The sequence below is a fragment of the Acinetobacter rathckeae genome (assembly GCF_015627125.1).
GTDB lineage: Bacteria > Pseudomonadota > Gammaproteobacteria > Pseudomonadales > Moraxellaceae > Acinetobacter > Acinetobacter rathckeae.
Genome location: NZ_VTDO01000001.1, coordinates 227,237 through 249,626, shown reverse-complemented (window position 1 = coordinate 249,626; position 22,390 = coordinate 227,237). Strand labels below are relative to the sequence as shown.

Genomic DNA, 22,390 nt, shown 5'->3' with positions numbered 1-22,390 from the left:
AAAGATATTACAACCAAATGTTGTTTTTCGCCAAGAGGATTAAGTCTAAAAAATTCTAAAAATAAACAACAAAACAATAAATATCAAAAACTTATATTCAAAACAATAAATGACCAATGAGTTCAAAATAAAATATTGACTTCTAAGAATGTTATATTTTGCCTAAAAGCTAATTTGAGTGCTTATTTGAACGACCATCACGCAATATTTGTTGCAAGTGTGTTTTTAACCACTCAAAGTATTCAGGCTCATCTTCTTTAACCGCTTCACGCAACAAAATAGACGTAGGGTGCATCAACTTATTGGTTAATCGATGTGCAAAGTTTTGCATTACCTCTGTCACATCCTCACCAGATTCAATCTGTTGTAATGCCAGTGCCAATTCTTTTTGTTGAATATGATGCCCCGCATCACGATATGCACCAATAACACCACCTGCATGTCTCAATTTTTGATGCGATACCAATTGCATCGCCAACTGATTGACCATGACTTCGGCTTCCACAGCAGCCTGACGACGCTGTGCTAAATTTTCATCAATGACTGTTTGTAAGTCATCAACACCATATAAATAAACACCATCTAACACATCGACTTTAGGGTCAATATCTCGTGGCACGGCCAAATCAACCAACAACATTTGCTGGTAACGGCGTCGTTTTAAAGCAGCTTTTACTGCATTAAACTCAATCACTTGATGCAAACTTCCTGTACAGCTTGAAATCACATCTGCACGGTGTAAATTTTTTTCTAAATCTGAAAACGGAATAATCTCTACATCTACTGATGACTCTAACTCTGCGGCTAACAGTTGTGCACGCTCAACACCTCGGTTACAAATCAAAATTTTTGCAACCCCCATATCTGCCATATGCTTTGCAACTAAGCTGTTCATTTCACCCGCAGCCATCATTAACACCACTAGCTTTTCAGGGTGACTAAATACTTGGTGTGCAAGCTGTGCCACAGCATAGCCCATAGACACTGCATGACTACCCACGGCTGTTTCAGAACGAACACGCTTGGCTGCATAAAACGCATAGTCAAAAATGCGATTTAAACTTGAAGACACTGTTCCTTGAGTTTTAGCCAACGATAACGCACTTTTTACTTGGCCTAAAATTTGTGGCTCACCCAACATTAAAGAATCCAAGCCACTGGCCACTCGCATTAAATGCGACACAGCCTGAATATCTTCATGACAATACACATGGTTAGACAGCTCAGACACCGCCACACCATTGGTATTTGCTAACCATTCAAGCAAAACCTGTGCTGAATCTGCATTGGCATACACTTCTGTACGATTACAGGTAGACACCACAACCAAGTCGCTTAATACATCTTGTTTTGATTGTACAAGCAATAGCTCAGACAAACGAGTTGCATTAAAAGCAATTCGCTCACGTAATTCAACAGTTGCTGTATGATGGTTGACACCAAGGGCAAAAAACGTCATCTAGTCACATCATCATTTAACAAAAATTATGCATGTGTTATTGTGCATCATATGTATGGTCATCAGAAAAATTGGATAACAACTTGCAATACCTCTCTCGCAAGCATTCAGGAATACTGATTCGGCGCTATTCTAACACAATCTTATTCGTAAGTAGCATGGCCTTGTTTACGTCAGGGAGAATATCTGCACAGAATCATACAACGACACATTACAACACACTCCCCCTCAAACAAAGCATGATTGCCGAATTTGCCTTACAGTACGGTGACACCAAACTTGCACTACAAAACTATACCAATTTAGCAATACACAGCGACTCAACCATTGCCAAACAACGGGCATTAGACATCGCACTTGATGAAAACGACTTAAACGCCGCACTGACAATTGCCATGCATTGGGTAAAACAAGACCCATCAGATGTGCCGGCACTGTTTTATCTCACGCACATCTCGCTTAAAGCACACAAATATGAGCTCACAGCCAATACACTCGATAAAATTTTAAGCATCGATTCAGATGCAGACCTCGCAGAAATACTCGCAGGGATCTCACCAGACAATGCATCTGACCGTAATGCTCTCTTAGAAACCTTACGAAAAAGTCGTGCAAGACACAACCCATCAATTATTGTACTGATTGCCAGCCTAGAAGCACAAAATAATGAGTTTGCTCAAGCCATTAAAGACGTCGAACATGCACTGCAAAAACGGCCACATATCACCAGCTTTATTTTGCTCAAAGCAAGCTTACTTGAACTCAATGACAATCAGCAAGCCACAGAAGCATGGTACCAGCATTCAAGCATGTACCATCGCCACAATTACGAAGTCAGACTTGCAGAAGTCAAATACCTCACGAGAATTGGTAAACCCAACACTGCACTGAAAAAGTTACAATCTATCATTCAAATGTGGCCTCAAGCAGATGAAGCACTTTTCATTGCAGGACTAACCAGCATTGACTTAAAGCAATATGACCTTGCAGAGCATTATTTACTTCAACTTGGCCACTCTAACCGCTATCAAAATGAAGCCAACTACTATCTTGCAATTAATGCAGAACGTAAACAGCATTACGAAACAGCGATTGTCTATTATAGACGTGTTGATGGAAGCTTATATACCGTTTCTCGCAGAGCTTTAATGAATATTTTTGATAAAACAGATCGGTTATCAGAAGGATTACGCTTTTTAACCCAAGAACGTGTCAACTATCCACAACACGCCAGTTTCTTGTACCAGCTACAAGCCAATATTCTAAAAAAACAAAATAATAAACAAGCAGCGATTGAACTACTTAATGAGGCCGTACAAAACTTACCAGATGACCCTGACCTCATTTACGCACAAGTTTTACTGCTTGACCCTTTTCAAGACCGAGCACTTTTAGAGCAAGACTTAAACCGCTTACTCACATTAGAACCCAATAGCCCAACATATCTCAATGCATACGCTTATACCCTTGCTGTACAAAACCGCAGATTAAACGATGCACGCACATATGTTGAAAAAGCCCTTGATCAAGCACCAGACCAAGCCTCTATTTTAGATACCTATGGCTATATCGCATTTTTACAAAATGATTTTAAAACAGCCATTCCAGTACTTGAAAAAGCTTATCTCGCCAACCACAATCCCAAAACAGGTGCTCGCCTTGCAACAGCACTTTATTTAACTGGTGATAGTAAACAATTTACTACGCTCACCAAACAACTACAGCAAGACTTCCCTAAACATGCTGAAGTCATGCAACTTAATACGCTATTACGTTCGCAACCATCGCTATAGAGTACAGCCGTATGTCACTTCAAACCAATACTTCCCAGACATTACTACTTAGTGTCGTCATTTTTCTGACAGGCTGTCAGCAGTATCAACGTACCGAAGTCACGCCAAAACCTATAATTACTGCTCCGACTGAAAACACAGTTCAGCCAAGCAACCAATTTTCTATTCAAGGAAAAATTGGTATAAAAACACCTGCTCAATCAGGTAGTGCATTTTTTACATGGCAACAAGACCAAGATACGTTCAACATTGAACTTGCAGGCGCTCTTGGCATTGGAAAAACCAATATTCAAGGCAATTCACATCACGCGACACTCATGAATGCTAAAACTGGCACCATAGAATCTGAATCACCAGAGCAATTACTCAAGCAAGCCACAGGTTGGAATGCACCGATTGGTCATTTAGTGGCATGGATACAAGGTCAAGCAGCAACACCTCAAGCACAAATACAACGTGACCCACAAAACCGTATTAGTAAGCTTGATGAAGACCAATGGCAAGTCGATTTTAGCTACAACACCACGCAGCCACTACCTTATAAAATTATTTTAAAACAGCCACTTGAAAACAATCAAGAAAATCGAATTACACTTGTTATAGAAAACAGATAACCATGCAAATCAAAGCACCAGCACCCGCCAAACTCAATCTATTTCTACACATTACAGGTCGTAGAGAAAATGGCTACCACGAGCTACAAACCATCTTTCAACTGATAGACCTCTATGACTGGCTCACGTTCACACCAATAGACACACCAGAAATCCAAATTGATGGTGTCTCAGACATACAGCCCACGGACAACTTAATCTATAAAGCAGCGCTTTGCCTAAAAGAAAGTGCCAAAAACACCTGCGGTATACACATCCAACTTGAAAAAAATATCCCTATAGGTGCAGGTTTAGGTGGGGGCTCTTCCGACGCCGCAACCACACTCATCGCCTTGAATAAATTATGGAATTGTGGAAAAAGCAACCAAGAGCTTGCAGATATGGCAAGCACACTTGGTGCTGACATTCCGCTATTTATACATGGCCAAAATGCATGGGCGGAAGGCATTGGAGACTTGATTACACCTATCCAATTGCCTAAAAAGCAATTTATTGTGCTAAAACCTGACTGTTTTATAAGCACTCAACTACTTTTTTCACAAAAAACATTGACAAGAGACGCTAAGCCCTCTAAATTTTGCGCCTATCAACAACGACCATCTATTTTTGGAAACTGTTTTGAGCCATTGGCAAAGAAACTTTACCCAAAAGTAAATGAAGCCTTGCTTTATTTAAGCCAATTTGGTGAAGCAAAGCTGACAGGAACAGGTGCTTGTGTTTTTGTTGAAGTGAACAATAACATGTCTACGCATGACATTTTAAACGGTTCACCATGTAAATCTTACTTGGTTAATAGTTTAGAGCAGTCACCCGTACATGCTATTTTTCAGGATTAGGGGTATCGCCAAGTGGTAAGGCAGCGGGTTTTGATCTCGCCATCCGTTGGTTCGAATCCAGCTACCCCTGCCATTAAAACATCTGAAAAACATATATTAGGGGTATCGCCAAGTGGTAAGGCAGCGGGTTTTGATCTCGCCATCCGTTGGTTCGAATCCAGCTACCCCTGCCATATATGTGTCAAACTTTTGTAGGGGTATCGCCAAGTGGTAAGGCAGCGGGTTTTGATCTCGCCATCCGTTGGTTCGAATCCAGCTACCCCTGCCATTTGACAAACCAAATACAGCATGTTTTTTTATCAAAAAATTGTCTTTTATTGACAATAGACACAAAAAACATTAAAGTGCTGTGCAAATACTAGGGGTATAGCCAAGTGGTAAGGCAGCGGGTTTTGATCTCGCCATCCGTTGGTTCGAATCCAGCTACCCCTGCCAAATTCTTATCATCCTGCCAACCGCCAAGGCTGCTTCATGCCCAATCTTGTCGTTTTTAGTGGAAATGCACATCCACAATTCGCTCAAAAAGTTGTAAGCCATTTACATGTTCCTCTAGGCTCAGCTTCCGTTACCCAATTTTCAGATGGTGAAATCGCTGTCGAAATCACTGAAAATGTTCGTGGTAAAGATGTATTCATTGTTCAGCCAACATGCGCACCGACCAATGATAATCTTATGGAAATCTTGGTGATGGCAGATGCCCTACGCCGAGCAAGTGCAGGACGTATTACTGCAGTTATTCCATACTTCGGATATGCTCGCCAAGATCGTCGTCCTCGCTCAGCACGTGTGCCTATTACTGCAAAAGTTGTTGCAGATATGCTCACCACTGTAGGAATTGACCGTGTAGTCATGATTGACTTACATGCGGACCAGATTCAAGGCTTCTTCGATATTCCTGTAGACAACATCTACGGTACCCCTGCACTACTTGCAGACTTGCGTCAACAACAACATGACAACCTCATGGTTGTATCACCAGATGTTGGTGGTGTTGTTCGTGCACGTGCTGTCGCGAAGTTGCTTGGTGACATTGATCTTGCAATCATTGATAAACGTCGTCAAAAAGCCAATGTATCTCAAGTCATGCATTTGATTGGTGATGTAAAAGATCGTGATTGTGTGATTGTCGATGATATGGTCGATACCGCAGGTACGCTATGTAAAGCAGCAGATGCTCTTAAGCAGTTTGGTGCACGCCATGTTGTTGCTTATGCAACACACCCTGTTTTATCTGGCAAAGCCATTGAAAATTTACGTAATTCTGTGATTGATGAGTTGGTTGTTACAGACACCATTCCATTATCACAAGAAGCACTAGAGCTTGGTAAAATTCGCCAAGTTTCTGTTTCAAGCATGGTTGCTGAAACGATTCGTCGTATTAATAACGAAGAATCTATCAGTGCTATGTTCGATAGCTACTTATAAGTATTTATCAAAAATAAAGACCTTAATGTATATTAGGGTCTTTTTTATCGCTAGATTGGTCGCAAATCTAGCACTCAACTCACTCAATGAGGACATCTCATGTCAAACTTTGTATTAAATGCTCAAGAACGCACAAATGACCAACAAGGGAAAGGTTCGAGCCGCCGCCTTCGTCATGCTGCACAAGTTCCAGCAATCATCTACGGTGGCGATGCTGCTCCTGTAACTGTTACTTTAGAACTTCGTCAATTAGTACGTTTTCTTCAAGAAGATGCGTTCTTTACTGAAGTCATCGAAATTCAAATTGGTGACAAAACTGAAAGCGTTAAAATCCAAGCTTTACAGCGTCACCCATCAAAAGAAACACCTATGCACGCTGACTTTAAACGTGCTTAAGCAAAGATAAGTATTCACTTGTGAATCATATTTCGCTTATTGTCGGTTTGGGCAACCCTGGTAGCCAGTATGCCCAAACTAGACATAATGCAGGCTTTTGGTTTGTTGAGCGCCTTGCTGAACAATACAACATTAGCTTAAAAAATGATGCAAAATTCTTTGCATTATCTGGTCGTGGGCAAATTGAAGGCCACGATGTCAGATTACTGCTACCAACAACATTTATGAACAAATCTGGTCAAAGTGTTGTGCCTTTCAGTAAGTTTTATCAAATCCCTCCTGAATCTATACTTATTGCACATGATGAACTAGACATGAACCCCGGTATCATTCGCCTAAAAACAGGTGGTGGGCATGGTGGTCATAACGGTTTAAGAGACATTGTGCCGCATATTGGTGCTAATTTTCATCGCCTACGCATCGGTATTGGACATCCTGGGAGTAAAGAGCGTGTTGCAGGTCATGTGCTGACTAAAGCACCACGTAGCGAACAAGATTTAATGGATGATGCCATTCATCATGCCTTATCATATACTCGCCCACTCATACAAGGTGACATTCAAAAAGCCATGAATGGCATTAATGCATATAAGCCTTAGTTTATTCCTCAACCATTTCTATTAAGTTTTTACCAAAGCTATTTGCTCTAACCCACGCAAACTCATAGCTCGCTTCAGCAAGTTGTAATACCCTCGCCTCAAAAGTATCCCATGTTTCACGTACAACCAATGATTTAAGGCCTAAGCCACTTTCATCAGCCAATCTATTATTTTTTTCACATAGCTTTAAAGCATGGTACAGCTTACGTCCCCAAGTCGCATTTGGCAGTAATCGTACTTTTTTTCGATCTAAAAACTGTTCAACTTGTAATACATTGGCGTGTACTAGCATGGGTACTAAAATACGATCAAGTTGCTCGTCTAAACGCTTCCATACAGCCAACTGTTGCTCAGGCGTATAATTATTCCAACGTATCACTTCATGGTTAAAACGCCTACAACCACGACAAACCTGATCACCAAATACTGTTGAGCAACGCCCCGCACATGGGGTTAATGCTTTTAACTGATGATCTTTACTCAAAACTTTCTCCAGACCGTTTATAAAAACCATAATTTTTTTATGGTTTTCTCGCTTATTTACTTATTTCACGCTAAAATACGCACTCAATTTTTTCAAGATTTTCACAATTGGAGTCTCCATGAACGCTACTGTAGAACAGCTTGCACCTGTAGAACAGCAAGCGAGCACAAGTTGGATTGTTGCCGCACTATATCAATTTAAAGAAGTAAACAATGCTGCTGATTTACAGCAACGTCTTCTAGATTTGGTGAAAACAATGAACTTGTGTGGAACTCTCATTGTTGCCGACGAGGGCATTAATGGTACTGTAGCAGGTGACCAAAATGCAATTGATCGCTTACAGCAATTCCTGCTGAGCGAGGGCTTTAATGACATGGAGTATAAAGAATCTTTCAGTCAAGACAAGCCTTTTAGAAAGATGAAAATTAAACTTAAAAAAGAAATCGTGACTTTAGGTGTAGAGGTTAAACCGCGTAACCTTGTTGGGCATTATCTTAATCCAAAAGAGTGGAATGAACTGATTGCACAAGATGATGTCATTTTGATTGATACGCGTAATGATTATGAATATAAAGCGGGTACATTTAAAAATGCCGTTGACCCACAAACGGAAAGTTTCCGTGAGTTCCCCGAATATGTAAAAACCCAATTGGCTGAACACAAAAACAAAAAAATTGCGATGTTCTGTACTGGTGGTATTCGCTGTGAAAAATCAACCTCTTTGCTCTTACAAGAAGGTTTTGAAGAAGTATATCACCTCAAAGGTGGCGTACTAAAATACCTAGAAGAAACACCTGCCGAAGAGAGTCTTTGGGAAGGTGAATGTTTTGTGTTTGATGGCCGCACTACGGTGAAACACGGCATGGAAGAAGGTTCTAACATTAAATGTCATGCATGTGGCTGGCCACTCAATGAAACCGAAGCAACTCTACCAAGTTATGAACATGGTGTTTCATGTGTATATTGTATTGACAAAACTTCTGAAAAACAAAAAGAAGGTTTTCGTATGCGTCAGTCACAAATTGTCGCAGCAAAACGTAAACGTCTATAAGATAGTGATTTAAAACAAAGGCAGGCACTTAAATGCCTGCCTTTGTTATTTGAGTTAAAATATCTCTTAAACCTTGCAATAAGCTTTAATACTCAAAATATGCACCTGTATAGCATAAGCTTACCAACATGATTTCACCCAAATTTTTAAATAATGTGCTTTGTTAATCGCATAAAAAAACACCTTAAAAAGGTGTTTTTAAAATACTTATGGCGTGTGATACATTAAATAAAGTTCATTTAAATTATCTGGAATTTCCTCCGCCAGCTCATCCATTAACTGCCCATTACGACGGAATGACTCCATTTGTGGATCTTCATCATCAATACCACTAAACACCATAATTGGTAAAGTGAGATCGACCAACTGCTCTTCAAACTCAGGAGCAAACCATGCCTCTTCATTCAAAAACATAGCATCTACAAAACCAACAGCCCAATCACCTAGACTTGACTCAGTATCAGCCTCTTCCACTTCAAATGGGAAACTTATGCCATCTTCATTGGCTAAATCTTGGCGAATATCATCTAACCACAATTTTACTTGGGTAACGACTTCTTTAGGCACTGTATTTTGTTTACCATCAAATAATTCAGCCAACCAACGGTCAAAACTTGGACCAACAGCAATCGCACTCAAAAAGCCATGTGTTGCTGCGAAATCTAGCCCGTGTTCATTGGTCTCACCATCTAAATATTCGGCAAGCAAGTCTAAATCTAAGCTCATTGTATTTCCTCTATGATAATGCTTAACAAGTTATTTAATATAGAACGACCATACAACTGTTATTCATCATCAAAATCATCGTCGTCAAAATCATAATCGAACTCTTTAAGCTCACGCTCTAAACGGCGTTGTGCCAATAGCTCATCAATTAAACGACGTTTTTCTAATGACTCTTTTGCAGTCACTTTACTCGATGAATCATCAAAACTTGAATCATCATCATAATTATCATCTAATTCAAAATCTGTAGAAGACACTCAACTACACCTCAATAAAAATTGATCTCTTTAGGCGGTGTATATCTTTATTAAAATATTTTGTCAAGGCTTATGTTTTTGGATTTGTTTTTCCAATCATAAAACCCAAGTTTACGACTCACTTGGATACACAATAAACAATATCAATACCATTTCAAGCATATAGCAAGACCTTGGATCAATATTATTGTATTGCAATATTAAAGCTTAGATATGAAGCTATTTTTACTTGAAAATAAAATACATGCCCCCATGATTATAAAAGTGACAATACACGAGCATGCGATATCAGTTGAACGCCTAGATGCAGTAAATAGGAAAATCTTCAAAACAATATGACAAAGCATGATATTATATATGGTTTTACTGCCACTGATCTAACTAAAGGGTAAGCATAAGATGAGCAATATCAATTCTCCTACTTCTCAAGTAGCGGCTCTGATTAGCCGAGGAAAAGAACAAGGCTATTTAACTTACGCTGAAGTTAATGATCACCTACCAGATTCAATTACTGAAAGCGAACAAATTGAAGACATTATTCAGATGCTGAATGATGTTGGTATCCCTGTACACGAACGTGCACCAGAAAATGACGACACCGTATTTGGTGAGTCAAATGACTCAGGCGATGAAGTTGCTGAAGAAGAAGCTGCAGCTGTACTTGCCTCTGTAGAAAGTGAACCTGGTCGTACGACTGACCCTGTACGTATGTATATGCGTGAGATGGGTACGGTTGAGCTATTAACACGTGAAGGCGAAATTAGCATTGCAAAACGTATTGAAGAAGGTATTCGTGACGTTTTACATTCTATCGCATACTGGCCCAATGCTGTTGAAGTTGTATTGAAAGAATATGAAGAATACAACCAAGGCGAACGCCGTTTAGCCGATATTCTATCAGGTTACCTAGACCCTGAAACAGATGAAGACATTCCTGAAGTGATTGAAGATGATTCATCTTTAGATGACGAAGAAACCAGTAGCTCAAAATCAAGTGATAAGAAAACAAAAGACGTTAAACTTGATGACGATGACGAAGATGAAGATGAATCAAGCGATGCTGATGACTCTGAAGGTGAATCAGGACCTGATCCTGAAATTGCCAAAGTACGTTTTGATGAGCTATCTCAAGCATGGGAAGTGACTAAAGCAACCATTAAGAAACATGGTCGTAATTCAAGTGAGATAGATGCTGCACTGCAACATCTTGCCACTGTATTTATGATGTTTAAGTTTACGCCTCGACTGTTTGATCTGATTTCAAATATGATCCGTGGTACACATGAGCAAATTCGTCAATCTGAACGTGAAATTATGCGTTATGCCCTACGCCGTGGCCGTATGGATCGTAACTTGTTTAGAACGACGTTCCCAGGTCAAGAATCTAACCCAGCATGGATAGATCAACAGCTTGAGAAAACGCCCGCAGAAACCAAGGGACACCTTGAAAAAGTACGCCCTGACGTTTTAGCATTCCAACAAAAAATTGCAGACATTGAAACTGAGCTTGGCTTACGTGTAGTAGAAATTAAAGATATTTCTAAGCGTATGGCCGTGGGCGAAGCAAAAGCCCGTCGTGCGAAAAAGGAAATGGTAGAAGCCAACTTACGTTTGGTGATTTCTATTGCGAAAAAATATACCAACCGTGGTTTGCAATTCCTTGACCTCATTCAAGAAGGTAACATTGGCCTGATGAAAGCGGTAGACAAGTTTGAATACCGCCGTGGTTATAAATTCTCGACCTATGCAACATGGTGGATCCGTCAGGCCATTACTCGTTCAATTGCCGACCAAGCACGTACTATTCGTATTCCGGTACATATGATTGAAACGATTAACAAAATTAATCGTGTATCACGTCAGTTACTGCAAGAAATGGGCCGTGAGCCAACACCTGAAGAACTCGGTGAACGCTTAGAAATGGATGAAGTGAAGGTTCGTAAGGTACTTAAAATTGCCAAAGAGCCAATTTCAATGGAAACACCAATTGGTGATGATGAAGATTCTCACCTAGGTGATTTCATTGAGGACTCAAACATTACTTCGCCTGTAGATGCAGCAACTTCTGAAGGACTAAAAGAAGCAACACGCGATGTACTAGAGAACCTTACAGAACGTGAAGCAAAAGTACTGAAAATGCGCTTTGGTATTGATATGCCAACTGACCATACATTAGAAGAAGTGGGCAAACAATTTGATGTCACACGTGAACGTATTCGTCAGATTGAAGCCAAAGCGTTACGTAAGTTACGCCACCCTTCTCGCTCAGAGCATTTACGTTCGTTCTTAGAAAACGACTAATCTACACACCAAGTCTCCCATAATCTACATTTAAAACGCCTGCTTCTTGCAGGCGTTCATTACTAAAAGAGGTCAATATGTTAGATCGCACGCCTTCAAGAGAATTACGTGAAGACCTTTGGGTCTTTCCGATGGACTACCCCATTAAACTGATTGGTGAAGCAGGCCAGCCACTCAAAACCGCAGTGGTTGATATTCTTGTCAAACACTTTCCTGAATTTGATGAGCAAACATTAGCCATTCAGCCTTCACGCACAGGGAAATACCACTCGATTACAGCACAGCTTCGTTTTGATGAACTAGAGCAAGTCCATGCACTCTATGCAGATCTAGCCGCTTGCCCTTTAATTAAAACAGCACTATAAGCACGTACTCTTTTCGTCAACTTCTCTACACTACGGCCTGAGATGATGTCTAGCTCTGAACATAAACCCACCTTAATTATTCGTTGCTTTCAAACATTACAAGATTATCGTGTGATGTTTGAAGCCATGAAGAAATTCACCCATGAGCGTGATGACACCATGGCCGATGAGATTTGGTTACTCCAACATCATGCTGTGCTTACACAAGGGCAAGCAGGAAAGCCTGAGCATATTTTAATAGATCGTGGCATACCCGTTGTACAAAGTGATCGTGGTGGTCAAGTGACTTGGCATGGGCCAGGTCAGTTGGTGGGTTATTTACTTTTTGACTTAAATCGCTTAGCTTGGAATGTCAGAACATTGGTCAGTTTTACAGAACAACTGATGATTGATCTACTCAAACCACATCAAATTACTGCGTACGCAAAGCCAGATGCACCTGGTGTTTATGTTGAACAGCAAAAAATTGGCTCTTTAGGCTTCAAAATTAGACGTGGGCGTAGTTATCACGGCTTTGCCTTAAATATTGATTGTGATTTTGATGGCTTTGAAAGCATAAACCCTTGTGGATATGCCAATTTACACATGACCAAGATGAATCAACTCAGTACAACACCAACAAACATTCAAACTGTGCAACATGAGCTTGTACAGTACATGCACAATGCACAGCTTTATAGACATATTGATGTTGTGTTTCAATAACGAAGGTGAAATATTGCGATGCCTCTACATCATCTAAAACCCACTATGCAAACTGCATATGTCAAAACAATGATGCAAATCGTTGGGCGTGGTTTAGTCACTGCAAATGAAGTGGATACAGAAATTCGAAGTGAATTTTCGACTTTACCTATTGGTTTTATATTCACAATGAATGTGTTTTCACAAGGCCCTTCGTTTACCATTCAAATTCAAGACAACCATCGCCTTAAACTCCTCTCTAAAGTTGAACAAAAGCCTGACTTAACCATTACTTTCAAACATTTAAGCTATGCTTATATGGTACTGTCGTTTCAAGAAAGTACAGCTCAAGCATTTGCCAATGACCGTATGATTGCAGATGGTGACCTTTCATATGCGGTACGTTTAGTCAGATGCTTAAATAAAATGGAAGCCATTATTTTGCCTAAAGCTGTGGCAAGTTTGGCAGTAAAGGAATATCCAACTCATTTGGTATTAAAAGAAAAAGTAAATCATGCCAGTAAAATCTACCTCAAAATTGCTCAGTCCTTTTTAAAGCGGAGTTAGTTAAATGAACGCCTACTACGAGTTTTTCTGCCCTGTAAAAATTATTGCAGGCCATGCCGCACTTGAAAATATTCCGTTTGAGCTCAGCGTACTTGGCGTAAAACGCCCAATGGTGATTACAGATCAAGGCGTACGTCACAACAAACTACTACAACCCATCGAAAGTGTGTTTAGTGTTGCCAACACCGAAATTACAGCTATTTTTGACAATGTACCGCCTGACTCTAGCCTAGATACGGTCAAACAAGCCGCTCAACTGTATCGCAACAACCAATGTGATGCCATTTTAGCTGTTGGTGGAGGCTCAGTCATAGACACCGCCAAAGCGGTGAATATTTTAGTCAGTGAAGGTGGTGATGATTTATTACAATATGCAGGTGCACACCATCTCAAAAAACCACTCAAACCCTTATTTGTGATTCCAACCACTTCAGGTACTGGCTCAGAAGCGACGATGGTCGCAGTGATTTCAGACCATAAAAGCCAAACAAAAGTGGCTTTTGCATCGCATTATCTACTGCCAAATGCAGCAGTTTTAGACCCTCGCATGACCTTTACTTTACCAACCAATATTACTGCTATGACCGCCATGGATGCACTGACACATGCCATTGAAGCCTATACAGGTTTGGGAGCAAATCCAATCAGTGATGCCTATGCCACGGCGGCCATGCAAAAAATCACCCAAAATTTAATTGGTGTTTTAGAGTCGCCATTAGACCCACAAAAAAGATTGGAAATTGCCCAAGCGTCTACCATGGCTGGCATTGCTTTTTCTAACTCTATGGTTGGATTGGTACACTCACTTGGTCATGCTCTTGGTGCAGTTGCAAAATTACCGCATGGTATTTGCATGAACCTCTTTTTACCTTATGTTTTAGAATACAACCTGTCAGTCAACCATAACAAAGTGGCAGAGTTACTCTTGCATATTGCAGGTGCTGAAACCTATGCACTCACCCCTCCTGAACAACGTGCAGAAAAAACCATTCGTACTCTGTTAGATTTACGAGATCAGCTGTTTGAACTGACCCACTTGCCACGTACACTCAGAGAAACACGCCAAGTGTCAGAGTCACAATTCGATGAAATTGTAGAAAAAGCCATTAATGATGGTTCTATTATTTACAACCCGAAAGAATCAAGCCGACAAGATCTAAAAAATATTTTAGAAAAAGCGTGGTAAAGATTTTAAAATGACTAAAGCCTGATATATTAATGATCGGGCTTTTTTATGCGCTATGGCATCACGCAGATTCATAAAATTGTTAACAACAGGCGTTTTTCCTTACATAAGTAAACAAGTTGCTATAAAATTGCCCGCTTAAATTAAAAGGGGGGATCGTTCGTCCTACACGATCCTTAAAATATTGAACTGGTCTGTTATTTGATCACACTATGAGGATACCGCCGTTGACTAATACATCTGGGACTCAACCGGCAGCGTCACTGCAAAAAACTCTTCTGCTTGGGCATATTATTATTATTGGGTTAGCATACATCCAACCCATGACCTTGTTTGACACCTTTGGTATGGTGTCTGAAGCAAGTTTTCAGCATGTGCCTACATCTTACTTCTTTGCACTTTTGGCAGTACTCTTTACCGCTTTAAGTTATGGCAACATGATTAGACGCTATCCGTCATCAGGTTCTGCATATACTTACGTGCAACGCTCAATCCACCCCAATGCTGGCTTTATGGTCGGTTGGTCATCATTGCTAGACTATATTTTAAGCCCTATGGTCAATATTTTATTGGCTGTCATCTACCTAACCGATATGTTCCCAAGTGTGAACCATTGGGTTTGGGTGATTGGTCTCACAGGCTTTATGACTTGGGTGAACCTAAAAGGCATTAAATTTGTTGCAAACTTTAATGGGTTAATTGTATTTTTCCAACTGATTGTTATTACCGTATTTACGATTTTAATTATCAAACACTTATCTATTGGTGATACAGCACTTAACGCGTTAGGCATGAGCCAAACTCACGATGCAACGTTGTGGTCAACCAAGCCATTGTTTAGTGATGAAGTCAAAGTTGGAGCACTCATTACTGGTGCAACCATTTTATGTTTCTCATTTACAGGTTTTGATGCACTCAGCTCTTTGGCAGAAGAAACCAAAGACACAGACAAAGTATTACCACGTGCAATCTTTTTAACAGCACTAATTTCTGGGATCATCTTTATTGTTGCCACTTACTTCATGCAACTCTATTTCCCTGGAAACCCAAGCAAGTATTTTTCTGATGTGAATGCAACACAACCAGATATCTTAAAAATTGTCGGTGGTGAGCTGTTTAAATCTATTGTGCTCGGCTTTGCAATTATTACAGTGATGGCCTCTGGTATTTCTGCACATGCAGGGGTATCTCGCCTAATGTACGTGATGGGTCGTGACGGCGTATTTAATAAAAAATACTTTGGCCATATTAGTGAAAAAAATGCTGTACCTAGGTTTAATATTATCTTAGTCGGTATTATTGCACTTTCAGCAGGTTTCACTGACTTAGATCATGTAGTATCACTCATTAGCTTTGGTGCACTCACAGCCTTTAGTTTTGTCAACCTATCTGTGATTTCACAATATGCATTACGTGAAGGCCGTACAAAAACACCAAAAGATGTTTTCAATTTTGTTGTGATTCCTATGCTTGGCTTTATTGCCGTAGGTGCATTGTGGTTGCAAATCGACCATGTTGCCTTAAAATGGGGAATCGTATGGGCTAGTGCTGGTGTTCTATTCTTAGGTTATAAAACCAAAGGCTTCAAAATTCCACCACCGCAATACAAAAACGACTAAACAAAAAAAAACCAGCGATTTATCGCTGGTTTTTTTACTGATTTACTCTTTATCCAACGATCTTCTGAGTAATCTCTTTTACTCTTTTAGCAAATACTTTCGTCGTATCTAGGTCTCCTTGCGGGATCTCACTAGTATTTGCATCTGATGGCGTTTGTACAAGTAACCCAATAGAACCACCTAGATTATTAATATCTTCACGTGTTGAATTTTTTGTATTTGCAGGTGGTAATCCTAAACTCACCCAGATTCCACCGTGCTGTGATGCTAGTGTTTGAAACTGAAGGAGGGTATTTTGTTTGTCACCATTTAAACTTGCACTATTGGTAAAGCCAGCAAAAACTTTATCTTGCCATCCACGTACAAACCAAACTTTAGACGATGCATCTGCAAATTTTTTGAACTGCCAAGGCGCCGCACCCATATATGTTGGTGCACCAAAAACGATAGCATTGGCTTGGTCTAGAACACTCCAGTGCTCTTGACTAATTTCTCCCTCTTGATTAATTTCAACCAATACCGCATCTGATGATTGAGCAAATGTTTCTGCTATAACTTTTGTATGCCCATATCCTGAAAAATATACAACAGCAATTTTAGTCATCACTTAATCTCTATATTTTATGTCATACTAATAATATACTTTAGATACTAGCTGTCAATAAGTTACCTAGATGTAACTAGAGGAGAAAAATGGATTCATTAAAACGTTATAATGTTCACAGCTTAGAGTGTCCTGCCCGATTATTTTTTGAAACCTTAGCAGATAAATGGGTTTTGCTCATTATTACAACGCTTGAAAAGCATACTCAACATTTTAATTTATTAAAGAAAAATATAGAGGGAATCTCACCTAAAGTACTCTCTCAAAAGCTAAAACATCTCGAAAGAGACGGTTTTATAAAACGAACCGTTTTAGATACATCTCCTGTACGAGTCGAGTATGCACTAACAGCATTTGGAAAGGAATTTGCACATACAGCCTATCAAATGAAGCACTGGGCAGAAAACAATATCCACAAAGTGATCACTGCACAACAAGAATATGATACAAACCTATTAAATTAAAGCTTTAAACCCTTGTTGTCGCCATGCTTCATACACAATCACCGCAGTTGCATTAGATAAGTTTAAACTGCGAGAGTTTTCTGCCATAGGCAGTTTGATCCACTGCTCGGCTGGAAACATCAAGCGTACCTGCTCAGGTAAACCTCTCGTTTCAGGTCCCATCAATAATGCTACAGGTCGATTTAAATCAACCGTATGTGGCGTTGCACTGCCTTTGGTTGTGAGTGGAAAGACATGCTCAACACCCTGTTGTTTTAAAAATGTCAAACACTCATCAATATGATCCCACAACTTCATACGTGCATATTCATGATAGTCTAGGCCTGCTCGTTTGAGCTTTTTATCATCTAATTCAAACCCTAATGGTCGAATTAAATGGAGTTGTGCACCTGTATTGGCACACAAACGAATAATATTTCCTGTATTACTTGGAATTTCAGGCTCAAATAAAACAACATGTATCACGTAAAATTCCTTCGCTGATTTTTAATCATATTATTGCCACTGAAGTTGCTCTCTTAATTGAACAACATCACCAATAATGGTTAAAGTCGGTGCTTGAATGTCGTGTTCTTGTACCTTAGATACAATACTACTGAGCGTACCAACCACCACTTTTTGCTCTGGCGTTGTGCCTTTAGACACCAGTGCAACAGGCATATCTTCACGCTGACCGTGAGACATGAGTTTATTACAAATGGTTTCAAGCCCAACCAGCCCCATATAAATGACAAGCGTCTGCTTTTCATAGACCAACTCTTGCCAAGGTAGCTCAGGCGAGCCTTCTTTTAAATGACCCGTTAAAAAACGTACGCTTTGTGCATAATCTCTATGAGTTAATGGAATACCCGCGTAAGCTGCACAACCTGAAGCTGCCGTAATACCTGGTACCACTTGGAACGAAATATTTTCTCTAAACAGCTCTTGAATTTCTTCACCACCACGACCAAAAATAAACGGATCGCCACCTTTTAAACGGCATACACGCTTACCTTCTTTAGCATACTGTACCAAAAGATCATTAATGCCATGTTGTGGTACGCTATGGTTTGAACGTGACTTGCCCACATAAATTTTATCGGCATCACGGCGACACAACTCTAAAATCGGCTCAGACACTAAACGGTCGTAAATGACTACATCAGATTGCTGCATCAAACGCAGGGCTTTTAGGGTCAGTAATTCAGGGTCACCGGGCCCTGCCCCCACCAAATACACTTCCCCTTTTGGCGTCTGCCACGTATCTAAAGCATCATGCATAATGGCTTGTGCTTTTTCTAGCTGATCGTTAAACACATGCTCTTTGAGTGAACCTGCGTATAGGTTTTCCCAAAAGATACGACGTTCTTCAGGGCTGGAAATTTTGGCTTTCACACGGGCACGCCAGTCGCCAGAAAATTCAGCCAACTTGCCCATACCATGTGGAATCATGGTTTCAAGTTGTGTTCTAATTTGTCTGGATAACACAGGCGATGTACCGTTTGATGCAATTGAAATCACTAACGGTGAGCGGTCTACAATTGCAGGCACCATAAAGCGACAGTGTGGAATATCATCTACACTGTTCACCAATAAATTACGGGCTTCGCAATACTCAAATACAGATTGGTTCACCGCAGCATTGTCGGTTGCTGCAATGACCAGTTTATAAGGAAAATCGAGATCTGTTTCAGCAAAGTAACGCTTAAAAATTTGCCCTTTGCCGTCTAGCACCATTGCCTCTAAGTCTGCGGATATTTCAGGTGCAACAATATGTATAATCGCACCTGCTTTATTCAATAAAAATGCTTTTCGGTAAGCAATACTACCACCGCCAACAATCAAACAAATTTGTTGTTTCAGCTTTAATGAAATGGGAAAAATATCCACATCAACCTCTTAGATCTGGCAACTGGCTAGACAATAACACACGACAAATTAGTCAATGAAAGACGTACCGCCCATATACGGACGCAATACTTCAGGCACTTCAATTGAGCCATCTGCACGTTGATAATTTTCCATAATTGCCAATAACGTACGACCGACTGCAAGCCCTGAGCCATTGAGCGTATGTACAAACTCAGTTTTTTTCTGTTCGGTACGGTATCGTGCTTTCATACGACGTGCTTGGAAATCACCGGTATTTGAACAGCTTGAAATTTCACGATACGTATTTTGGCTTGGTACCCATACTTCTAGGTCATAGGTTTTCAGTGCGCTAAAGCCAATATCACCACCACAAAGTAAGACCTTACGGTATGGTAAACCTAGGGCTTGTAAAATACCTTCTGCATGTGAAGTTAAATCTTCTAAAGCTTGCATAGAATCTTCAGCTTTTACAATCTGAATCATTTCTACTTTGTCAAACTGATGCTGACGAATAAGACCACGGGTATCACGACCATAAGACCCTGCTTCACTACGGAAACACGGCGTATGTGCTGCATATTTTAACGGTAAACGCTGTGCATCTATAATTTCATCACGCACAAAGTTAGTAATTGGTACTTCTGCGGTAGGAATCAAATAATATTCTTTATCGCCTTGTAGTTTAAATAAGTCTTCTTCAAACTTAGGCAATTGACCTGTACCACGCAAACTGTCTGCATTGACCATATATGGTACATACGCTTCAGTGTAACCATTTTTTAAGGTATGCGTGTCTAACATGAACTGTGTAAGCGCACGTTGTAATCTTGCCAATGGTCCTTTAAGCACACTAAAACGTGAACCTGTCAGTTTGGTTGCAGTTTCAAACTCCAAACCACCCATCATCTCACCAAGGTCAGTATGGTCTTTTACTTCAAAGTCAAAATGACGTGGTGTACCCCAACGAGCAATCTCTAAATTATCCGCTTCATCTTTACCTTCAGGCACAGATGCATCTGGTAAATTTGGAATTGCCAACAGCTTCTGCTCTAAAGTGGTCTGTAACTCAGACAACTGAACTTCAGCGGCCTTAATTTCATCAGCAATGGCTTGCATACGAGTCATAATTTCAGACGCATCGCCACCAGACTTTTTAATTTGCCCAACTTGTTTGGCACCACTATTACGCTCAGCTTGTAGACTTTCAGTCTTTGACTGCAATTCTTTGCGCTGAGACTCTAGCTCCGCCCACTCGTCTACATTCAGTTGAATACCACGTTTTGCGAGTGCTAAATTTACAGCCTCAATATTATTTCTAAGTTGCTTTGGGTCAATCATAATTAGTCTGATTACATGAAAAAAACTTCTTATAGTGTAAGCGTTTCCCTGCCAAAAATACAATCAGATTATACAACTTCATAAATCAGTCACTGTATTTCGCTTAATCATCACCCCAAAGCAAAAAAATTACGGTAAATATTGAGAATGTAGCAACGTTTTAGCATCTGTATATGGCAAGGTCAGCTCGGTCATCCCTTCTGCATAAGAAGCCAGCTCGTATAACGGATAAACAAACACAATACCATTTTGGCCATAATAGAAGTTATCAGTTGGCTCTAACTTTCCTGCTTCAATACCATGCTCTTTTAACCAAGGCTCATTGGCCTGATACAACGCTGCATACACTTTACTTTGTTGCTCAGGCGCATATAAATCCGCCATAGTGACACGCTTTTTGGTGTTAAGATCAAACACTACATATTCTCTATGATACATACCATGTGCTGCACCTGCCGCATAGCTGTCGCTTTCAAGCACAAACGTGAGCAAATGATAGTTTTGAGATAAAAAACTTACACTATAATTGCTCTTACTTACATCACGTTCATCTAAGTCTTTTGCTGCCACATGTGGAGATTGAGCAAATGCTAGTGGCGCATCTTTTTTAAGACGCTGCAAGAAATACTCATCTATCCACGGCTGATTGGTTTGTACAGTCTGTATGGTATATGCAGTGCATTCATCAGATTCGCAATATATTTTTTGTGGTAACTGAACATCCACAGTTTTTGCAGATACTGCTGGCAATACTGTAGTAGCCACCGATGCTGTTTTACTGCTCTCTTGTTCTGAATTTTGTTTTTGACAACCTGACATGAATACAAGGCCACACACTAAGCCTGCGACCACACTACGTTTATAGTTAGAAAGTTGCATATAAAATCACCTAAATACATTTCTAAATACTATACAAAGGGATGCTCCCATCTGCACATAGTAAAAATGTATCTTGGTGACATATTTAAGCGCACTTATTGGTCGATAATATCTGTACCTTTTGGAGGCACAAAATTAAAGGTAGATGCCGTTATTTTTGCATTTTTCACTACACGGCTAAAATTAATCGTCGTTGTTTGACCAAGTGAATCATTCAATACCATCATGTTCGGTGTACCATCTTTTGCAAAGCCGATACTTAAATCTTGAAAGCTACCTTCGCTATTTTTAGGAACCAAGGTGTAATAGTTTTTACTTAAATCAGGCTGAGATACCGTGTAAGACTGCATGATTTGTGCAGTATTACCCGACAGTAACAATGCTGGTGTATTTGCCACCTGATCACTCACTGCCTGACGTACCACTTGTTGCAAATCTGGGTCATAAATCCAAATGGTTTTACCACTGGTTACAATCACCTGCTTAGACGGAGCAGTTGTTTCCCAATAAAATTTCCCTGGACGCTCAACCTTCATTACCCCATTAAATTTTTGGTTCAAATGCTGTGCAACCACTGTTTTTTTCGGGGCATTGTTTTTAATATTGGCTTTCGTAGTCTGTTCAAAGTCAGCAGTGAAACTGCGTAAGCCTGTTAACTGACGGACCAACGATTGTGTTGCTTGCTGACTATTTACACTCGGTGTCGCTGCCATAAGTAGTGGGCTGGCCACTGTAGATAATGCAACTGCTACACTCATTACAATTGTTTTAACGCTCATCATGACATCTCATTTTTGTATAAAGCTATTGTAAGGATAATCTATACAATCCTGTAGTTTAAAATGTATTGAAAATACAATATTTTGTGTTGTTATATATTTAAATTGTGCTT

Annotated in this window: 24 protein-coding genes and 4 tRNA genes; 18 read left to right on the top strand and 10 right to left on the bottom strand. The window is 40.1% G+C overall.

Going from position 1 to position 22,390, the window contains the following annotated elements; translation table 11 throughout:
• Nucleotides 1-169 precede the first annotated feature (169 nt).
• The gene (gene hemA, locus I2F31_RS01165) at nt 170-1,459 is read right to left on the bottom strand and encodes a glutamyl-tRNA reductase (RefSeq protein WP_195768140.1); all 1,290 of its coding nucleotides are present in this window, start codon (nt 1,457-1,459) and stop codon (nt 170-172) included.
• Between the two features lie 158 nt (nt 1,460-1,617).
• Here hemA and I2F31_RS01160 point away from each other — a divergent pair, with 158 nt between their 5' ends.
• The 10 genes from I2F31_RS01160 (at nt 1,618) to pth (ending at nt 7,122) form a co-directional block, all read left to right on the top strand.
• Nucleotides 1,618-3,252, top strand: a complete 1,635-nt coding sequence (locus tag I2F31_RS01160; protein ID WP_228285058.1) for a tetratricopeptide repeat protein — start codon at nt 1,618-1,620, stop codon at nt 3,250-3,252.
• A gap of 11 nt (nt 3,253-3,263) precedes the next feature.
• On the top strand, nt 3,264-3,866 hold the full coding sequence (lolB, locus tag I2F31_RS01155) for a lipoprotein insertase outer membrane protein LolB (RefSeq protein ID WP_195768142.1): 603 nt from the start codon (nt 3,264-3,266) through the stop codon (nt 3,864-3,866).
• 2 nt (nt 3,867-3,868) lie between these two features.
• Nucleotides 3,869-4,702 (top strand): 4-(cytidine 5'-diphospho)-2-C-methyl-D-erythritol kinase, encoded by an 834-nt coding sequence (gene ispE / locus I2F31_RS01150; protein ID WP_195773305.1) that lies wholly within the window; start codon nt 3,869-3,871, stop codon nt 4,700-4,702.
• A tRNA-Gln gene (locus tag I2F31_RS01145) sits at nt 4,701-4,775 on the top strand. Before ispE ends, I2F31_RS01145 begins: the two co-directional genes overlap by 2 nt.
• Nucleotides 4,776-4,800: 25 nt before the next feature.
• Nucleotides 4,801-4,875 (top strand) — tRNA-Gln (locus I2F31_RS01140).
• Between the two features lie 20 nt (nt 4,876-4,895).
• Nucleotides 4,896-4,970, top strand: a tRNA-Gln gene (locus I2F31_RS01135).
• Nucleotides 4,971-5,062: 92 nt separating this feature from the next.
• Nucleotides 5,063-5,137, top strand: a tRNA-Gln gene (locus tag I2F31_RS01130).
• Nucleotides 5,138-5,173: 36 nt separating this feature from the next.
• Nucleotides 5,174-6,127, top strand: a complete 954-nt coding sequence (locus I2F31_RS01125; protein WP_195773304.1) for a ribose-phosphate pyrophosphokinase — start codon at nt 5,174-5,176, stop codon at nt 6,125-6,127.
• 99 nt (nt 6,128-6,226) lie between these two features.
• On the top strand, nt 6,227-6,523 hold the full coding sequence (gene rplY / locus I2F31_RS01120; RefSeq protein ID WP_195769031.1) for a 50S ribosomal protein L25: 297 nt from the start codon (nt 6,227-6,229) through the stop codon (nt 6,521-6,523).
• Between the two features lie 20 nt (nt 6,524-6,543).
• Nucleotides 6,544-7,122, top strand: coding sequence for an aminoacyl-tRNA hydrolase (gene pth / locus I2F31_RS01115; RefSeq protein WP_195769032.1), 579 nt, complete (start codon nt 6,544-6,546; stop codon nt 7,120-7,122).
• Between the two features lies 1 nt (nt 7,123).
• On the opposite strand, the gene I2F31_RS01110 is transcribed toward pth, so the two are convergent.
• The gene (locus I2F31_RS01110; protein WP_195769033.1) at nt 7,124-7,606 is read right to left on the bottom strand and encodes a DUF1289 domain-containing protein; all 483 of its coding nucleotides are present in this window, start codon (nt 7,604-7,606) and stop codon (nt 7,124-7,126) included.
• Between the two features lie 118 nt (nt 7,607-7,724).
• Between I2F31_RS01110 and trhO the strand changes: the two genes are divergently transcribed.
• Nucleotides 7,725-8,657: an oxygen-dependent tRNA uridine(34) hydroxylase TrhO gene (gene trhO, locus I2F31_RS01105; protein WP_195769034.1), complete on the top strand. Its 933-nt coding sequence runs from the start codon at nt 7,725-7,727 to the stop codon at nt 8,655-8,657.
• 207 nt (nt 8,658-8,864) lie between these two features.
• Here the strand turns inward: trhO and I2F31_RS01100 are convergent, their stop codons facing one another.
• Together I2F31_RS01100 and I2F31_RS01095 are read right to left on the bottom strand one after the other, a co-directional pair.
• Nucleotides 8,865-9,383, bottom strand: coding sequence for a YecA/YgfB family protein (locus tag I2F31_RS01100; protein ID WP_195769035.1), 519 nt, complete (start codon nt 9,381-9,383; stop codon nt 8,865-8,867).
• Nucleotides 9,384-9,442: 59 nt separating this feature from the next.
• The gene (locus I2F31_RS01095; protein ID WP_195769036.1) at nt 9,443-9,640 is read right to left on the bottom strand and encodes a PA3496 family putative envelope integrity protein; all 198 of its coding nucleotides are present in this window, start codon (nt 9,638-9,640) and stop codon (nt 9,443-9,445) included.
• A gap of 399 nt (nt 9,641-10,039) precedes the next feature.
• Here I2F31_RS01095 and rpoD point away from each other — a divergent pair, with 399 nt between their 5' ends.
• The 6 genes from rpoD (at nt 10,040) to I2F31_RS01065 (ending at nt 16,362) form a co-directional block, all read left to right on the top strand.
• Entirely contained in the window at nt 10,040-11,941 is a 1,902-nt protein-coding gene (gene rpoD, locus I2F31_RS01090) for an RNA polymerase sigma factor RpoD (RefSeq protein ID WP_195769037.1), read from the top strand.
• A 77-nt stretch (nt 11,942-12,018) separates the two neighbouring features.
• Nucleotides 12,019-12,306, top strand: a complete 288-nt coding sequence (locus I2F31_RS01085) for a YbeD family protein (protein WP_195769038.1) — start codon at nt 12,019-12,021, stop codon at nt 12,304-12,306.
• Between the two features lie 42 nt (nt 12,307-12,348).
• Nucleotides 12,349-13,011, top strand: coding sequence for a lipoyl(octanoyl) transferase LipB (gene lipB, locus I2F31_RS01080; protein ID WP_323127543.1), 663 nt, complete (start codon nt 12,349-12,351; stop codon nt 13,009-13,011).
• Between the two features lie 18 nt (nt 13,012-13,029).
• Nucleotides 13,030-13,557 (top strand): hypothetical protein, encoded by a 528-nt coding sequence (locus I2F31_RS01075; RefSeq protein WP_195769040.1) that lies wholly within the window; start codon nt 13,030-13,032, stop codon nt 13,555-13,557.
• Between the two features lie 4 nt (nt 13,558-13,561).
• Nucleotides 13,562-14,743, top strand: a complete 1,182-nt coding sequence (locus tag I2F31_RS01070) for an iron-containing alcohol dehydrogenase (RefSeq protein ID WP_195769041.1) — start codon at nt 13,562-13,564, stop codon at nt 14,741-14,743.
• Between the two features lie 227 nt (nt 14,744-14,970).
• Entirely contained in the window at nt 14,971-16,362 is a 1,392-nt protein-coding gene (locus I2F31_RS01065; RefSeq protein WP_323127542.1) for an APC family permease, read from the top strand.
• Between the two features lie 49 nt (nt 16,363-16,411).
• Here I2F31_RS01065 and I2F31_RS01060 read toward each other — a convergent pair whose 3' ends face one another.
• Nucleotides 16,412-16,966: a flavodoxin family protein gene (locus tag I2F31_RS01060; RefSeq protein WP_195769043.1), complete on the bottom strand. Its 555-nt coding sequence runs from the start codon at nt 16,964-16,966 to the stop codon at nt 16,412-16,414.
• Nucleotides 16,967-17,055: 89 nt separating this feature from the next.
• Between I2F31_RS01060 and I2F31_RS01055 the strand changes: the two genes are divergently transcribed.
• Nucleotides 17,056-17,430: a winged helix-turn-helix transcriptional regulator gene (locus I2F31_RS01055; protein WP_195769044.1), complete on the top strand. Its 375-nt coding sequence runs from the start codon at nt 17,056-17,058 to the stop codon at nt 17,428-17,430.
• On the opposite strand, the gene I2F31_RS01050 is transcribed toward I2F31_RS01055, so the two are convergent.
• From I2F31_RS01050 to lolA, 5 genes are all read right to left on the bottom strand, one after another.
• The gene (locus I2F31_RS01050; RefSeq protein ID WP_195769045.1) at nt 17,422-17,895 is read right to left on the bottom strand and encodes a tRNA (cytidine(34)-2'-O)-methyltransferase; all 474 of its coding nucleotides are present in this window, start codon (nt 17,893-17,895) and stop codon (nt 17,422-17,424) included. The two genes, I2F31_RS01055 and I2F31_RS01050, sit on opposite strands and share 9 nt — an antisense overlap.
• A gap of 30 nt (nt 17,896-17,925) precedes the next feature.
• Nucleotides 17,926-19,299 carry a siroheme synthase CysG gene (cysG, locus tag I2F31_RS01045; protein ID WP_195773303.1) on the bottom strand — a complete coding sequence of 458 codons (1,374 nt, stop codon included), beginning with the start codon at nt 19,297-19,299 and terminating at the stop codon, nt 17,926-17,928.
• A 48-nt stretch (nt 19,300-19,347) separates the two neighbouring features.
• The gene (serS, locus tag I2F31_RS01040) at nt 19,348-20,619 is read right to left on the bottom strand and encodes a serine--tRNA ligase (protein WP_195769047.1); all 1,272 of its coding nucleotides are present in this window, start codon (nt 20,617-20,619) and stop codon (nt 19,348-19,350) included.
• Between the two features lie 129 nt (nt 20,620-20,748).
• Nucleotides 20,749-21,498 carry an RsiV family protein gene (locus I2F31_RS01035; RefSeq protein WP_195769048.1) on the bottom strand — a complete coding sequence of 250 codons (750 nt, stop codon included), beginning with the start codon at nt 21,496-21,498 and terminating at the stop codon, nt 20,749-20,751.
• Nucleotides 21,499-21,593: 95 nt separating this feature from the next.
• Nucleotides 21,594-22,280, bottom strand: a complete 687-nt coding sequence (gene lolA, locus I2F31_RS01030; protein ID WP_195769049.1) for an outer membrane lipoprotein chaperone LolA — start codon at nt 22,278-22,280, stop codon at nt 21,594-21,596.
• Between the last annotated feature and the right edge of the window lie 110 nt (nt 22,281-22,390).